The organism is Klebsiella sp. K-3, assembly GCF_051207495.1.
GTDB classification, from domain to species: Bacteria; Pseudomonadota; Gammaproteobacteria; order Enterobacterales; family Enterobacteriaceae; genus Klebsiella; species Klebsiella aerogenes.
Genome location: NZ_JBPNXF010000006.1, coordinates 187,587 through 202,629, shown reverse-complemented (window position 1 = coordinate 202,629; position 15,043 = coordinate 187,587). Strand labels below are relative to the sequence as shown.

Sequence of the window (15,043 nt, the reverse complement as noted above, 5' to 3'; positions counted from 1 at the left end):
ATGCCCGGCCCCTAAACTCACGCTATCCGGAGGCCTGTATCGCTATGTTCAGCCAGAAACTACGCAACGTTGATGACGACGAGTTGAGGATCGAAAACGATCCGTGCTACGAAGCCGATCCGTATGAGTTAAAACTGGATGAAATGTTCGACGCCGAACCGGAGCCGGAGATCATCGAAGGGCTACCGGCGTCTGACGCGCTGACCCCCGCCGACCGCTATCTCGAGTTGTTTACCAACGTCCAAAAGTCGCGCATTTTTCTTGATAGTAAAACCTTTCCCGACTGCGCGCCGAAACACGATCCGCTGGATATCCTGATGCACTATCGACGGGTTAAGCGTACGCCGGAGTTCGATTTGCGTCAGTTTGTGGAAGACAACTTCTGGCTGCCGGATAACCGCGCCGATGATTACACTTCTGATCCGAAACTGACGCTAAAAGAGCATATCGATAAGCTGTGGCCGGTGCTCACACGTGAACCGCAGGATCATATTCCGTGGTCGTCGCTGCTGGCGCTACCGCAGTCGTACATCGTCCCCGGCGGGCGTTTTAGCGAGACCTACTACTGGGATTCCTACTTCACCATGCTGGGGCTGGCGGAAAGCGGCCGTGAAGATTTGCTCAAATGCATGGCCGACAACTTCGCATGGATGATTGAAACTTACGGCCACATTCCCAACGGCAATCGCACCTACTATCTCAGCCGCTCCCAGCCGCCGGTGTTCGCCCTGATGGTTGAACTGTTTGAGGAAGATGGCGTTCGCGGCGCGCGCCGCTATCTCGACCATCTCAAATTAGAGCACGCCTTCTGGATGGACGGCGCGGAATCGCTGATCCCTAACCAGGCCTACCGTCACGTGGTGCGTATGCCAGATGGTTCGCTGCTTAACCGCTACTGGGACGACCGCGATACGCCGCGCGATGAGTCCTGGCGAGAAGATGTCGAAACGGCGAAGCATTCCGGCCGCCCGCCAAACGAGGTCTATCGTGACCTTCGCGCCGGCGCGGCTTCCGGCTGGGACTACTCCAGCCGCTGGCTGCGCGATATCACCAGGCTTGCGAGCATCCGCACCACCCAGTTTATTCCCATCGACCTCAACGCTTTTCTGTTTAAGCTGGAAAATACTATCGCTAACCTTTCCGGCCTGAAGGGCGATCGCGAAGCTGAAGCCGAATTTCGCCGTAAAGCTAATGCACGCCGGGAGGCGGTGACCCGCTACCTGTGGGATGAAGAGTGCGGCTGTTTTCGCGATTACGATTGGCGCCGTGAGCAGTTGGCCTTGTTCTCCGCCGCCAGCATCGTCACGCTGTATGTCGGGATGGCGACCCACGCCCAGGCCGAACGGCTGGCGGATGCCGTACGCGCGCGTCTGCTCACCCCTGGCGGCATCATGGCGACGGAATATGAAAGCGGCGAACAGTGGGATAAACCCAACGGCTGGGCGCCGCTGCAGTGGATGGCGGTACAGGGATTCAAAATGTACGGCCACGACCCGCTTGGCGATGAAATCGCCCAGAGCTGGCTGCAGACGGTGAATCAATTTTATCTTAAACACCACAAGCTCATTGAGAAATATCATATCGCCAGCGGCGTCCCACATGAGGGCGGCGGCGGGGAGTATCCGCTGCAGGATGGCTTCGGCTGGACCAACGGCGTCGTGCGGCGACTCATCAGCCTGTACGGCGAGCCGAGGTCTTCATGAGGCACTTTCCGTCGGCAGGCTGTGCTGTTAAGGTTTTATTTTCCCTCTGCCAGAGCCGACAACATGCCCGAACTGCTTACGCCGCGGCTGCGCTGCTCGCCGCTGCAGCTTGACGACTGGTCTTTTTTTCTCAGCCTGCAACAGGATCCGCAGGTGATGCTCTATGTCGCGGATAACCGGCCCATCGCCGATATCCGCGCCGCGTTTGATGCGCGCCTGCCGGTCTGGTCGCCTAAGGCCGCGCACTGGCTGTGCCTGGTGGTTCGCGATCGGCAAAGCCATACGCCCCTCGGCCTGACCGGCTATTGTCATCACGATGATGATATTGCCGAAGTGGGCTTTCTCTTCGCCCCACAGGCGCAGGGCCAGGGCTACGGATATGAATCACTGCGGGCGCTATGTGATTACGCGTTTTCTACAGGCGGCATCCGTCGCCTGACCGCCAGCGTCACCGCCGGGAACCAGGCCTCAAAACAACTGCTGCTAAAAACAGGATTTATTCAGGAAGGAGAGCTACGCGAGAGCTACTGGCTACATGGCCGTTGGCACAATGACTGGCTGTTTGGCCTGATGCGCCACGATTACCAATAAGGCCCTGGGCCATCCGGCGAATGGGGGCGACCCCGCTTTTCCTCTACACTGCCGCCAACCACAGAGGAAAAGATCATGACCGTCACCACGTTAAGCCTGCCGGGGCTGCGTTTTATCCAGCAGACGCAAGGGCTGGCGCTACTGCCGTATCAGGACAAATTTGGGCAATGGCGGGTCGGCTACGGCCACGCTATCGGTGAAGATGAGAAAGAGACGCCCATCACCGCCGAACTGGCGATGATGCTATTGACGCTAGACCTGCTGCGGTGCCAACAGATATTACAGCGAAGGTTAGTCGTGGAACTGACTCAGCCGCAGTGCGATGCCCTGCTGGCGCTGGTATTCAGTTTAGATGGCAGCGCCCAACCGGAGTTGGACGCTATTTTGCATTATCTTAACGGCCACAACATGACGCAGGCGCTGGCGATATGGCGGCACATTGACCGCGATAACGCCTATCGCCTGCAGGAGTGCGAGCGGTTTTGTCAGACCAGTTGATTGTCACCGACGCTATTAAATGCCATCGCCGCCTGGGTTCGGTTTTTCACATCCAGCCGCCGATATAACGACTCAAGATGCGCTTTCACGGTCCCTGCGCTGATATTTAACGTACGGCTAATTTCCTTATTAGAGCTGCCTTCCGCCAGCAGTTTTAAAATTTCCTGCTGGCGGCGACTGAGATGCACCGCATGTTTATTGCGATCCGCAGAGGTCATTAACCAGGTGCCCGGCAGACACATCATCCCCAACATGATGCTATTAATGATCTGGGCAAACATATCGGCGCTATCCTCACGTTGGGCAATGGCGCGCACGTTCCACGCCAGCGCTCGTTGCAGCCAGCTTTTATTATCATCCGAAACCACTAATAATACTTTGGCATGCGGAAAACGCTGCTGCTTCTCCTGGAGCAACCAGCAACAAAATTCACTGTTCAGGTCGCCATCAAGTATGAGGAGCGCCTGCGGATGAGCCGTGAGCAGCTGCCACAGCTGTTCTGCCTGACAGGTACTATGAATATTAATTTCAGGAATACGTTGTTGTAAGCCGACTTTCATTCCATGAATAAATATTGACTGCCTGTCAAACATGATTACTTGCATGGACTGCTCTCCATCGAAAAAATACCCCTTAAAAAGTGGGGGAAGGGTAATATCAGCCAGCAAAAATAAGAACTCGCCGTATGACCTAAGCCATTTTACCGATGGAGTAGATGATATAAACATCATGATGATGAATAGTTACACGCCAGCGCGTAACGATTACTCATTCATAATATTTATTACATTTGACGTAAGAAATTCCTTAATTAAACGGATAGATAACAGGATAATAATATTATTTCTGCCAGTGTAATCCAACCGCTTAAAATCAGCGATACGCATGATGCAAAAGAGTGTTACGGAATAATAAAACGCACAATATGGTGACGCCCTACGCCATTATGCGCAGGGCGTGGTCATTATAAAAACATGCCGCCGGAAACCTCAACACGCTGGGCGTTCATCCAGCCAAGCTCGTCGCTCAGCAGCGCAGCAATAGCATTGCCGATATCATCCGGCAGGCCGACGCGCCCCAGCGCCGTCTGAGCGGCAATATGCTGGTTAAGCTGGGCATTATCGCGCACCGCGCCGCCGCCAAAGTCGGTCTCAATCGCGCCGGGCGCGATGATATTGACCGATATCTCGCGCGCGCCGAGTTCCTTCGCCTGATAACGGGTTAACACCTCCATCGCCCCTTTCATCGCCGCATAAGCGGAATAGCCCGGCAGCGCAAAGCGCGCCAGCCCGCTGGAGACGTTCAGAATGCGCCCGCCGTCTTTAAGCAAAGGCAGCAGCTGCTGGGTAAGGAAGAACGGCCCCTTAAAGTGGATGTTCATCAGCTCGTCAAACTGCGCTTCGCTGGTCTCACTAAACGGCGCAGTCAATCCGATGCCAGCATTGTTCAATAAATAATCGAAACTATCGCGCTGCCACTTCTCCTTCAGACATTGAGTCAGCTGTTGTACAAAGCCTGCAAAACTGGCGCTATCGCCGACGTTCAGTGGTAATGCCGCCGCTTGCGCTCCTGTTTGCTCAATTTCGCGCACCACTTCCAGCGCCGCCTGCTGGTTGCTGTGGTAGGTCAGAATAATATCGGTTCCCTTCGCCGCCAGCTTCAGCGCCGCATTTTTTCCCAGACCGCGGCTGCCGCCGGTCACTAAAGCGATACGTTGTGTCATCAGAAACCCCTTCGTCATTACGTGTGTGTGAATAAAGAGCTTATTAGCAGACGTAGTAACAATAAATGCGCTAAATTACGTTTTACTGTTTCGTTAATAACAACAATAGGCAGTAGGTATGGATAAAATTCACGCAATGCAACTCTTCATCCGCGTCGCGGAACTGGAGAGTTTCTCTCGCGCCGCCGATACCCTTGGGTTGCCCAAAGGTAGCGTATCGCGACAGATCCAGGCGCTGGAGAGCCATCTCGGCGCTCGCCTGCTGCACCGCACCACCCGCCGGGTGCAGTTGACGCAGGACGGCATGGTCTATTACGAACGCGCCAAAGACCTGCTAAGTAATCTCGAAGAACTGGATGGTATGTTTCAGGGCGATCCGTCAAGCATTAGCGGCCGCCTGCGTGTCGATATGCCGATCAGCGTCGCCAAAAAACTGGTGATCCCGAAACTTCCCGCGTTTTTACAACAGTATCCCGGCATTGAAATCGAACTGAGCAGTAGCGACCGGCTGGTCGATGTGGTGCGCGAAGGCTTCGACTGCGTGATCCGGGTGGGTACGCTCAAAGACTCGGGACTCATCGCCCGCCCGCTCGGCAAGCTCACGCAAATTAACTGCGCCAGTCCGCATTATCTGGCGCGCTTCGGCTACCCGGAAAGCCTCGACGATCTGGCGGATCATGCCCTGATCCACTACGCCAGCAACTTCGGCGCTCGCCAGCCTGGTTTTGAAGTCGTCAGTGATGGCGCCGTGCGCTGGGTGAAAACCGGCGGCGTGTTGACCGTCAATAGCACCGAAACCTACCAGGCCGCCTGTCAGGCCGGGCTCGGCATTATTCAGGTTCCGCGCATCGCGGTACGCGAACCGCTGCGCACCGGCGAGCTGGTTGAGATCCTGCCGCAGTACCGCGCCGAACCGATGCCGGTATCGATTATCTATCCACATCGGCGCAATCTCTCCCGCCGCGTACATCTCTTTATGGAGTGGCTGGGCGGATTGATGAAAGGTTATGTCGATTAATCAGCGCGAGTCGTCAATACCCGTCTGGCCGATGGGCGCCTGCAAGATGCGTCGTTTAAGGTATACTTTTGGCTGAATATCGCTGTAAAGAAAGGAAGAAATCACTTATGACGCCGGAAAACGACGATCGCCAGCCGCCACAGGAAACGGACCAGCAGCCGGAGAAAAACAAAAGTACGCTCGCCGCCATCAACGATTCCGCCGTTGGGCAGAAAGCTAACCAGGCGCTGAAAACGGTCACCGGAACGGCGGCTAAAGTTCAGCGCAATCCGGTAATAGCCCACCTGCTGCGCGCCGCCGAGCGGTTCAATGACAGGCTTGGCAATCAGTTTGGCGCAGCCATCACCTACTTCTCATTTTTGTCGATGATCCCGATTCTGATGGTCTCATTTGCCGCCGCCGGTTTCGTGCTGGCATGGCATCCGACCCTGCTGCAGGACATCTTCGATAAAATTCTGCAAAACGTCAGCGACCCGACGCTGGCGGCAACGCTTAAAAACACCATCAACACCGCCGTACAGCAGCGTACCGCCGTCGGGCTAGTCGGCCTGTTGGTCGCGCTCTACTCGGGCATTAACTGGATGGGCAACCTGCGTGAAGCGATTCGCGCCCAGTCGCGCGACGTGTGGGAACGTACGCCTCAGGATCAGGAAAAAATCTGGGTAAAATACTTCCGCGATCTGATCTCGCTGATTGGTCTGCTGGTCGCGCTGGTGATCACCCTGTCAATTACCTCCGTCGCCGGATCCGCGCAGCAGATGATTATCTCCGCGCTGTATCTCGATTATATAGAATGGCTGAAACCCGCATGGCGCCTGATTGGCCTGGCGATTTCCATCTTCGCTAACTATCTGCTGTTTTTCTGGATCTTCTGGCGACTGCCGCGCCACCGTCCACGCCGCAAAGCGCTGTTCCGCGGTACGCTAATTGCGGCGATTGGCTTTGAGATTATCAAAATCGTGATGACCTGGACGCTGCCGGCGCTGGTGAAATCCCCCTCCGGCGCCGCCTTTGGTTCGGTACTGGGGCTGATGGCCTTCTTCTACTTCTTCGCCCGTCTGACCCTCTTCTGCGCCGCATGGATTGCGACCGCAGAGTATAAAGACGATAAGCGGATGCCGGGCAAAACCCACGATTAAAGTCATTATCGGGCTGAATAAAGACGCAAAATTCAGCCCGACCTATCATTTCAGCAGATAAATCCAACGCGTAACTTTTATTTAACCTAAAACTGGGTTTATTCTCTAATATTTTAATTATGTGAAGCATTTCATAGAAGATATTTTCTCAGGGCGAAAATTATCCGCTTTTTGCCTGTTTTTTGCGCGATGGCGAGTTTTGTTACAGATTGAAATGTCTCTTTTGCTGTGGCTATATGGCTTTTCGTTCGCTCAAAAATAAGAAAGATCTATGCAAGCCACAGCCACTACTATCGACAACGCGCAAGACGCCACGCCGGTTAACTCGCGTAATAAAGTCGTCGTCGCCTCGCTCATCGGCACCGCCATTGAGTTCTTCGACTTCTATATTTACGCCACCGCCGCGGTTATCGTCTTCCCTCATATCTTTTTCCCACAGGGTGATGCTGCCGCCGCAACGCTACAGTCGCTGGCGACGTTCGCCATCGCCTTTGTCGCGCGCCCGATTGGCTCAGCGCTATTCGGCCACTTCGGCGACCGCGTAGGCCGTAAGGTCACACTCGTTGCCTCGCTGCTGACTATGGGGATCTCCACCGTGGTCATCGGCCTGCTGCCGGGCTATGGAAGCATTGGCATTCTGGCGCCGATGCTGCTGGCGCTGGCGCGCTTTGGTCAGGGTCTCGGCCTTGGCGGCGAATGGGGCGGCGCGGCGCTGCTGGCGACGGAAAACGCTCCGCCGCGCAAACGCGCGCTATATGGCTCCTTCCCGCAACTGGGGGCGCCAATCGGCTTCTTCTTCGCCAACGGCACCTTCCTGCTGCTGTCGTGGCTGTTGAGCGACCAGCAGTTCATGGAATGGGGCTGGCGCGTGCCGTTCATCTTCTCTGCGGTACTGGTCATTATCGGTCTGTATGTTCGCGTGTCGCTGCATGAAACCCCGGTCTTCGCTAAGGTGGCGGCGGCGAAAAAACAGGTCAAAATCCCGCTTGGCACGCTGCTGACTAAGCACGTGCGCGTGACCGTGCTCGGCACCTTCATCATGCTGGCGACCTATACCCTGTTCTATATCATGACCGTTTACTCCATGACCTTCAGTACCGCTGCCGCGCCGATTGGTTTAGGTTTGCCGCGTAACGAAGTGCTGTGGATGCTGATGATGGCGGTCATTGGTTTCGGCGTGATGGTGCCAGTGGCGGGCCTGCTGGCGGATGCCTTTGGCCGTCGTAAAAGTATGATTATCATCACCACGATGATTATTCTGTTCGCGCTGTTCGCCTTTAAACCGCTGCTTGGTTCCGGCAACCCGATTCTGGTCTTCGCCTTCCTGCTGCTGGGCCTCAGTCTGATGGGGCTGACCTTCGGCCCGATGGGCGCGCTGCTGCCGGAGTTGTTCCCGACGGAAGTTCGTTATACCGGCGCCTCTTTCTCCTATAACGTGTCGTCGATCCTCGGCGCGTCGGTCGCACCGTATATTGCCGCCTGGCTGCAGGGCAATTACGGCCTGCCGGCTGTCGGTATCTACCTGGCGGCGATGGCGGCGCTGACGCTGATCGCTCTGCTGTTGACCCACGAAACCCGCCATCAATCGCTGTAAGCTGCAGGCCCTGACGCTGTTGCCGTCAGGGCCATCGCTCATCTCATCCTTACTTTTTCATCTGCGACAAAATTGTCCGGCACTGATTCGCCTCGCCTTCCGCCGGCGAGATCAGCGCCAGTAAAGCGGCCGCCGGCGTGACCAGCGTCGCCAACGCTGCCGCCACCGCGCCGCGGGCAATCAGCGGCCCGGCTTTCACCCCGGCATCCGGCGATTTAAACGTACCGCGCACGTACAGCGGAGAACGCAGAGTAATCACCCGCAGGCCCTTACTTTCCGGGTCAACGGTCAGATTCAGCTGTTCAGAGGCAAAGCTGGCGGTGCCGGTAATGTTAATCAGCGCGTTCTCGGTATCGAAGGCGAAAATTTGCGGTCGCGCCACGCCGTTGACCACATCAATATTGGCCGCCGCGCAGTTCACCCGAACCTCCTCATCGCCGAAAATCTGCCCGATGATAAAATTACCGACGTTTAAGCCGAGGATTTCCATCAGGTTGCGGCTAATCAGACCATCATTCATCAGCAGCTTAAGGTTGCCGTTGCTGTTACCAAGCAGCGCCGCCGCCGAGTTACCGCTGCCGCGCAGTTGTACATCGCCGCTCATCTCACCGAGCGTTTTCTGCATCATTTCAACATTCGGCATCAGCGCCTTGAGCTTAAGCCGGCGTGCCTGCAGATTGGCTTCGCCCTGTAGCGGTTTTTTATCGCCCTGCAGATGCACGCTGCCGGCAATCGAACCGTTGGCCAGGCCAAAGCGCACCGGCTGCAGGCGCAGGTCGCCGCGCTCAAGAATAATGTGGGTCGCCAGGTCGCTGATGGGCAGAGTACCGCCGTGTTCGATTCGCCGCCCCTTGAAGCGCATATCGGCGTCCATCACCTGCCATTTATCCGTCTCAAAGCGATCGGCCGGCAGGACTTTTCCCGCTGGCTGTACGGCATCGCCCGCTTTGCGTGATGAGGATTTCTTCGCCCCGCCGCCGGAATCAACGCCAATCAGCGGGCCCAGATCCGCCAGCCGCAGCTGTTTAGATTCCAGATCGCCGGTGAGCTTTGGTCGTGGTTTGCCAGTGGTATAGGTCAACGAACCGTGGATATCGCTGTCGCCAATCCGGCCGTTAAAATTGCGATAGTCAAAACGCATGCCGTTTTTATGCTTAAAGTCGGCGCGCAGGCGGCCATCGGTGGAAAACGACGGCGTTTCCGGCAGCAGGACGCCGGTCAGATCGTAGAGGTCGCGCAGCGAGTCGCCGGCAAATTTCAGCCGCAGATCGAGCCCGCCGACATTAAGCGGATCGCTGACCGTGCCGCTAAACGCTATCCGGGTATTACCAGAGTGAAAATCCCCTTGTAGCGGGAACGGCGTACTATCGCTACGCAGCGCCAGCATGCCGCCAATTTTGCCGCTGCCGCTCAGCGGCTGGCCTTTGTAGCGCCCCTTCACCGACAGGCCAAAGATATAATCGCCGGCTTTTGTCGCCTGCGCTTTGTCGCCCGCACCGGTGACTTCGCTAAACGGCAGCGCTTTGCCAAGCGGATCGACCACGATCGCGATATCGCTGCGGGTTACCTTATCGTCAATGGCGATGTTGCCGCGATCGAAGAGAATATTATCAAGGCGGAAAGACCAGGCCGATGGCGGGTTGGCTTTTTCGGATGCCGGGTCAGAAGCTAATTTAAAGGTCCAGTTATTGCTGTTTTCCGTCAGCCGAATCAGGCGGACGTCGGGCTGCTCGAGCTTAATCCACGGCAAATAGACCGTTTTGCTCAGCAGCGCCAGCGGGGCCAGCGTCGCTTCCACGCGCGGCAAATGCACCATCGTCACTTGCGGAATGTCGGGTGGGTTACCCAGCACAATATCTTCGGCATGCACATGCGGCCACGGGATCCAACTGCGCCAACCGCGCTCCTCAGGCTGTCGCTCCCACACCACGCCCAGGTCGCCGCGGATGGCGAATGGCCGATTGAGTTCGGCGGAAACTTTCTGATTGATCGTCGGCTTGAGCCGGTTCCAGTCAAAGGTAGCCAATACGATGAAAAAAAGAACGATTAACAGCACAATCGTTCCCGAGATAATAGCAATCGTTTTACGGGCTCTGGTCATCCCCTCTCCGCTCCTTTTGCGTCTCGTCACTCCTCACTATAGTTGAAGAGCGGAGATTCATCCGCCAAATGCGCTTTTCGTCACATTTTGCGCGTCAGGTCAAAAAATAATGGAACGATGTTTTAATATGGTTGACCCTGTCTGGTACCCAGCGCAAACTACCGCTAATTTCGATTCAATTTCAGGTCAGCACTATGTCTAAGAAAATTGCCGTGATTGGCGAATGCATGATTGAACTGTCAGAGAAAAACGCGGCGGTGAATCGCGGTTTCGGTGGCGATACCTTAAACACATCCGTCTACATCGCGCGCCAGACCAGCGCCGATGCGCTTAGCGTGCACTACGTGACCGCGCTGGGTACCGACACCTTCAGCCAGCAGATGCTGGAGTCCTGGCAGGGCGAACAGGTAAAAACCGATCTGATTCAGCGTATGGCTGACCGTCTGCCTGGCCTTTATTACATTGAAACGGACGAGACCGGCGAGCGCACCTTCTACTACTGGCGTAACGAAGCGGCGGCCAAATTCTGGCTTGAAAGCGAGCGCGCTGACGCCATCTGCGAAGAGCTGGCTACCTTTGATTACCTCTACCTGAGCGGCATCAGCCTCGCCATCCTCAGCCCGTCCAGCCGGGAAAAACTGCTCACGCTACTGCGCGAATGCCGCGCTAACGGCGGGAAAGTGATTTTCGATAACAACTACCGTCCGCGCCTGTGGGCCAGCCAGCAAGAGACTCGCCAGGTGTACCAGCAAATGCTGGAATGCACCGATATCGCTTTTCTGACGCTGGATGATGAAGATGCGCTATGGGGAGCGGTACCGGTTGCCGAGGTTATCGCCCGTACCCACGCCGCTGGCGTCGAAGAGGTGGTGGTGAAGCGCGGCGCGGACTCTTGTCTGGTGGCGATTGCCGGCCAGCCGCTGCTGGAGGTGCCCGCGGTGAAGCTGGCGAAAGAGAAAGTGGTGGATACCACGGCGGCGGGCGATTCGTTCAGCGCCGGCTATCTGGCGGTGCGCCTGACCGGCGGCGACGCGGAATCCGCGGCGAAACGCGGACACCTCACCGCCAGCACGGTTATCCAGTATCGCGGGGCAATTATCCCGCGCGAAGCGATGCCGGACTAAGGTCCGATTCCCCCTGCTACCAAATCGAACAGTACTGTAGCCCCGGTAAGCGGTAGCGCCACCGGGGATTTTGAAACCGCACAAACCTTAACACAGGCGGCGGAAGCTGAGCTGATTTTGCGCCGGGTGGCGGCTAACGCCTTACCCGGCCTACCGTTCGTGCGGCCTGCCTTTAATTTATTCACCATGCTGGCTGACACTGCCGGTGTTGGTGGCCTCAAAATCGCTGAGACGTTCCCGGAAGGCCGGGGCAGCCCGCATGGATGCGGGCTGAGGGCCGTGTTTTGCAAGGACGCTGCCTCGGCCCGACCCGAAGCCTGCAGGGATAAGTCGAAGGTACCACGAAGTGGCGATTTTGGCGGCCGGAGCCCGGGGGTACAGGGGGCGGTGGCGACTGGCCGCCCCCTGTGCGCTCCCTGCGCCATGAGAGACATAACGCAGAAGAAATATCGGGAGCGCAATGTGCTCGGAATTAACACAAAGCACATATTTTTCCGGACCAAAACCGCTGCAAACTGATAACAGTATCTACTGCGCTGGAGGAATATCCGTCGCCTCATTATGCGCATCAGCCGCATCCGGCGTGGCGCTCACCGCGGCAGCGGGCGCTGGCGCCATCAGTTTTTCCCACGTCGCTTTCAGATCCTTCATGTTGTACTCCGGCTCGCCTTTCGGCTGCTGCAGCACCAGCGCCATATCCTGCGATAACTGCTGGCGCAGATACTGGTTCAACATGTCGACCGTCAGTGAGTTCAGGAACTCCTGGCGCAGTTTCTGATACTGCTCCGGCGCGATATCCACCACCTGATTTTGCAGCGAACGCATACGTTGGCTAATCAGGATATCGGTATCCGTGCGCGCGTAGGTGGCGAACAGCTTTTGCAGTTCAAGATTCTTTTGCGCAATCAGCGCATCGAACTCTTCCTGAGGCAGACCATTGTCGCGTACCTTCGCCAGCTCGCGCGATACCGCGCTCAGGTTGGCGTTCAGGCGTTCGCCCGGCGAGTCGATATTGATCGCGCACTGGGCGCGCTGATACAGCACGCGGCAATCAAAACCGAGGCCAATATCTTTTACGTTGCTTTTGCTCAGGTTCTGCTGCACGTGCCAGAACAGCGCTTCCCGAGCCAGGTCATCGCGCCAGTAGCGCTGCAGCGCGGCGGAATCGCGGATTGGCTGCCATGGGGAATCCCACATGATCGACAGCTTATCCTGACGTACGGCATCGGTCATGATGCTAACCGGCGTAGCTGGCAGAGGTGAAAGCGTTGGCACCGCCGCCGGGGTCTCGCGTTTACCTTTCAGTTCGCCGAAGATTTTGTTGATTTGCTCCGCGACGCTGCGGCTATCGACGTTACCGACGACAATCAGCGTCATCGCGTCCGGGGTGTACCATTTCTGATAAAATTCTTTCAGCTGTTTAATATCAACTGGTTGCTTCAACGGCGCCGCCGGATCGTGACCGAGCATCGTTGAGCCCTTCAGGCGATAGCGCCACCAGCCTTCCTGGGTATCCAGCGGCCAGGTCGCCACCATATCGCTGCCCTGCAGCGCATGATTGACCGCTTGCTGGGTGATGCTCAACTTACCGTTGGCGTCCGCCAGCCAGTTCAACGCTTCTTTAAGCAGGTCGTTGCGGTTGTTCGGCAGGCTCAGATTAAACAAGGTGAAATCATACGAAACGATCGCCGGCGGCAGAGGACGCTTCGGGTCAATACTCTGCTGCCACAGCGAACGCGCCTGCATCGTCGGGAGGCTGCCGCTTTGGGTCAGCGCCAGGCGCGGAATGAAATGACTGAAGCCGCTCTGCTGAGTGCTTTCGCTCAGCGAGCCAATATTCACAGCCAGGCGGACTTCGACGCGATCGCTAGGACGCTGCGGCGTGGCCAGCACCTGCCACGAAAAACCGTTCGCCAAAGTCCCCTGTTGCCAGGCCGGGTCCGGCTGGAGCGCTTCTGCCTGCACAGAACCGGCCGTCGCTATCATCAGCAAACCACCGGTTAAGAGTCGAATTTTTGTGCCCTGCATGTGAACCCCTGATGAACATTCCTGGTTACATAGGCAACCCATCGCCGGGTTGCCGAAAAAGGTGGTGAATCAAATACGTCGGTTAGACCACGCGAAGGCGAAAATGTCGCATGAAGACGTAAAATAATCATGAGGTATCATTCCCCCAGAAGGGGAATGATACCTAATTTTGCGCAGGAGCCCATAGTTCATGGGCATAACATGAGGAATTACGAGGATAATTCTTGTGATTTGTCCGCGGGAACGCGGTTATTCAACACATCATCGAGCTGTTTGGCGTCGAGTTCTTTCACCCATTTCGCGACGACCACGGTCGCCACGCCGTTACCCACCAGGTTGGTCAACGCGCGCGCTTCCGACATAAAGCGGTCGATACCGAGAATCAGCGCCAGACCCGCCACCGGCAGATGCCCCACCGCGGAGATGGTTGCCGCCAGTACGATAAATCCGCTACCGGTAACGCCCGCCGCCCCTTTCGAAGAGAGCAGCAGCACCACCAGCAGGGTGATCTGATGGAAGATATCCATATGACTATTGGTGGCCTGGGCGATAAACACCGCCGCCATCGTCAGGTAGATGGAGGTGCCGTCGAGGTTGAAGGAGTAGCCGGTCGGTATTACCAGCCCCACCACCGATTTGCGGCAACCCAACTTCTCCATCTTATCCAGCATTCGCGGCAGCGCGGACTCCGAAGAGGAGGTACCCAGCACAATCAGCAGCTCTTCACGGATATAGCGAATGAACTTGAAGATGCTAAAGCCGGTAGCCCGCGCGATAGAGCCCAGTACCAGCACCACGAACAGAATACAGGTGATGTAGAAGCAGATGATCAGTTGGCCCAGCTGTACCAGAGTACCGACGCCGTATTTACCGATGGTAAATGCCATGGCCCCGAAAGCACCGATCGGCGCCAGGCGCATAATCATGTTAATGATGCCGAAAATGACCTGCGAAAAGCTTTCAATGACGTTGAAAATCAGCTGCCCTTTGCTACCTAAACGATGCAGCGCAAAGCCAAACAGGACGGCAAACATCAGCACCTGCAAAATATTACCGCTGGCGAAAGCGCCAATTACGCTTCCCGGGATAATATCGAGTAAGAAGGCGACAACACCCTGATCTTTAGCCTGCTCGGCATAGACCGCCACCGCGTGCGCGTCCAGCGTCGCCGGATCGACGTTCATGCCCGCGCCGGGTTGCACCACGTTGACAATGATAAGACCGATAATCAACGCAATGGTACTCACCACTTCAAAGTAGAGTAACGCCACCGCACCGGTACGACCAACGGCCTTCATGCTTTCCATCCCGGCAATCCCTGTCACAACGGTACAGAAGATAACCGGGGCAATGACCATTTTAATCAGTTTTACGAAGGCGTCGCCGAACGGTTTCATCTGCGCGCCAAGCTCCGGGTAGAAATGGCCCAGCAAAATACCGATGGCTATGGCCGATAAAACCTGGACATAGAGGCTTTTGAAGAGAGAGAGTTTCATAGGGTGTCCTTTGGGAATAACCACAGAC

Annotated in this window: 12 protein-coding genes; 7 read left to right on the top strand and 5 right to left on the bottom strand. The window is 56.4% G+C overall.

What is annotated here, in order from left to right; translation table 11 throughout:
• The first annotated feature begins 44 nt into the window (after nucleotides 1–44).
• The 3 genes from ACSEMK_RS11455 (at nucleotide 45) to ACSEMK_RS11445 (ending at nucleotide 2,792) form a co-directional block, all read left to right on the top strand.
• The gene (locus ACSEMK_RS11455; RefSeq protein WP_047078846.1) at nucleotides 45–1,703 is read left to right on the top strand and encodes an alpha,alpha-trehalase; all 1,659 of its coding nucleotides are present in this window, start codon (nucleotides 45–47) and stop codon (nucleotides 1,701–1,703) included.
• A gap of 63 nt (nucleotides 1,704–1,766) precedes the next feature.
• Entirely contained in the window at nucleotides 1,767–2,294 is a 528-nt protein-coding gene (locus ACSEMK_RS11450) for a GNAT family N-acetyltransferase (protein WP_087859001.1), read from the top strand.
• Nucleotides 2,295–2,369: 75 nt separating this feature from the next.
• Entirely contained in the window at nucleotides 2,370–2,792 is a 423-nt protein-coding gene (locus ACSEMK_RS11445; RefSeq protein WP_430914906.1) for a glycoside hydrolase family protein, read from the top strand.
• Here the strand turns inward: ACSEMK_RS11445 and ACSEMK_RS11440 are convergent.
• The gene (locus tag ACSEMK_RS11440; protein WP_430914907.1) at nucleotides 2,780–3,397 is read right to left on the bottom strand and encodes a response regulator transcription factor; all 618 of its coding nucleotides are present in this window, start codon (nucleotides 3,395–3,397) and stop codon (nucleotides 2,780–2,782) included. The two genes, ACSEMK_RS11445 and ACSEMK_RS11440, sit on opposite strands and share 13 nt — an antisense overlap.
• Before the next feature lie 359 nt (nucleotides 3,398–3,756).
• Complete coding sequence (locus tag ACSEMK_RS11435; RefSeq protein ID WP_430914908.1) at nucleotides 3,757–4,515, bottom strand: SDR family NAD(P)-dependent oxidoreductase; 759 nt, start codon at nucleotides 4,513–4,515, stop codon at nucleotides 3,757–3,759.
• Between the two features lie 118 nt (nucleotides 4,516–4,633).
• Here ACSEMK_RS11435 and ACSEMK_RS11430 point away from each other — a divergent pair, with 118 nt between their 5' ends.
• The 3 genes from ACSEMK_RS11430 to ACSEMK_RS11420 all read left to right on the top strand — a co-directional run bounded on the left by ACSEMK_RS11430 (nucleotide 4,634) and on the right by ACSEMK_RS11420 (nucleotide 8,266).
• Nucleotides 4,634–5,533, top strand: coding sequence for a LysR family transcriptional regulator (locus ACSEMK_RS11430; protein ID WP_087858998.1), 900 nt, complete (start codon nucleotides 4,634–4,636; stop codon nucleotides 5,531–5,533).
• 107 nt (nucleotides 5,534–5,640) lie between these two features.
• The gene (gene yhjD / locus ACSEMK_RS11425) at nucleotides 5,641–6,672 is read left to right on the top strand and encodes an inner membrane protein YhjD (RefSeq protein ID WP_087858997.1); all 1,032 of its coding nucleotides are present in this window, start codon (nucleotides 5,641–5,643) and stop codon (nucleotides 6,670–6,672) included.
• Nucleotides 6,673–6,943: 271 nt separating this feature from the next.
• Nucleotides 6,944–8,266, top strand: a complete 1,323-nt coding sequence (locus tag ACSEMK_RS11420; RefSeq protein ID WP_113374000.1) for an MFS transporter — start codon at nucleotides 6,944–6,946, stop codon at nucleotides 8,264–8,266.
• Between the two features lie 49 nt (nucleotides 8,267–8,315).
• Here ACSEMK_RS11420 and ACSEMK_RS11415 read toward each other — a convergent pair whose 3' ends face one another.
• Nucleotides 8,316–10,367 (bottom strand): AsmA family protein, encoded by a 2,052-nt coding sequence (locus ACSEMK_RS11415; protein ID WP_435336515.1) that lies wholly within the window; start codon nucleotides 10,365–10,367, stop codon nucleotides 8,316–8,318.
• 194 nt (nucleotides 10,368–10,561) lie between these two features.
• On the opposite strand from ACSEMK_RS11415, the gene ACSEMK_RS11410 reads away from it, so the two are divergent.
• Nucleotides 10,562–11,491 (top strand): sugar kinase, encoded by a 930-nt coding sequence (locus ACSEMK_RS11410; RefSeq protein WP_045397203.1) that lies wholly within the window; start codon nucleotides 10,562–10,564, stop codon nucleotides 11,489–11,491.
• Between the two features lie 528 nt (nucleotides 11,492–12,019).
• Here the strand turns inward: ACSEMK_RS11410 and ACSEMK_RS11405 are convergent.
• Nucleotides 12,020–13,519 (bottom strand): M16 family metallopeptidase, encoded by a 1,500-nt coding sequence (locus ACSEMK_RS11405; RefSeq protein ID WP_045390815.1) that lies wholly within the window; start codon nucleotides 13,517–13,519, stop codon nucleotides 12,020–12,022.
• A 209-nt stretch (nucleotides 13,520–13,728) separates the two neighbouring features.
• A complete protein-coding gene (locus ACSEMK_RS11400) occupies nucleotides 13,729–15,015 on the bottom strand; it encodes a dicarboxylate/amino acid:cation symporter (protein ID WP_015369244.1) in 1,287 nt (428 codons plus the stop codon).
• Nucleotides 15,016–15,043: the final 28 nt, after the last annotated feature.

Excerpts from the sequence above, each read along its gene's own strand:
- ACSEMK_RS11445 (WP_430914906.1), top strand. The coding sequence starts at position 2,370 with ATGACCGTCACCACGTTAAGCCTGCCGGGGCTGCGTTTTATCCAGCAG.
- ACSEMK_RS11430 (WP_087858998.1), top strand. The coding sequence starts at position 4,634 with ATGGATAAAATTCACGCAATGCAACTCTTCATCCGCGTCGCGGAACTG.
- yhjD (WP_087858997.1), top strand. The coding sequence starts at position 5,641 with ATGACGCCGGAAAACGACGATCGCCAGCCGCCACAGGAAACGGACCAG.
- ACSEMK_RS11420 (WP_113374000.1), top strand. The coding sequence starts at position 6,944 with ATGCAAGCCACAGCCACTACTATCGACAACGCGCAAGACGCCACGCCG.
- ACSEMK_RS11435 (WP_430914908.1), bottom strand. The coding sequence starts at position 4,515 with ATGACACAACGTATCGCTTTAGTGACCGGCGGCAGCCGCGGTCTGGGA.
- ACSEMK_RS11455 (WP_047078846.1), top strand. The coding sequence starts at position 45 with ATGTTCAGCCAGAAACTACGCAACGTTGATGACGACGAGTTGAGGATC.
- ACSEMK_RS11415 (WP_435336515.1), bottom strand. The coding sequence starts at position 10,367 with ATGACCAGAGCCCGTAAAACGATTGCTATTATCTCGGGAACGATTGTG.
- ACSEMK_RS11450 (WP_087859001.1), top strand. The coding sequence starts at position 1,767 with ATGCCCGAACTGCTTACGCCGCGGCTGCGCTGCTCGCCGCTGCAGCTT.
- ACSEMK_RS11400 (WP_015369244.1), bottom strand. The coding sequence starts at position 15,015 with ATGAAACTCTCTCTCTTCAAAAGCCTCTATGTCCAGGTTTTATCGGCC.
- ACSEMK_RS11440 (WP_430914907.1), bottom strand. The coding sequence starts at position 3,397 with ATGCAAGTAATCATGTTTGACAGGCAGTCAATATTTATTCATGGAATG.
- ACSEMK_RS11405 (WP_045390815.1), bottom strand. The coding sequence starts at position 13,519 with ATGCAGGGCACAAAAATTCGACTCTTAACCGGTGGTTTGCTGATGATA.
- ACSEMK_RS11410 (WP_045397203.1), top strand. The coding sequence starts at position 10,562 with ATGTCTAAGAAAATTGCCGTGATTGGCGAATGCATGATTGAACTGTCA.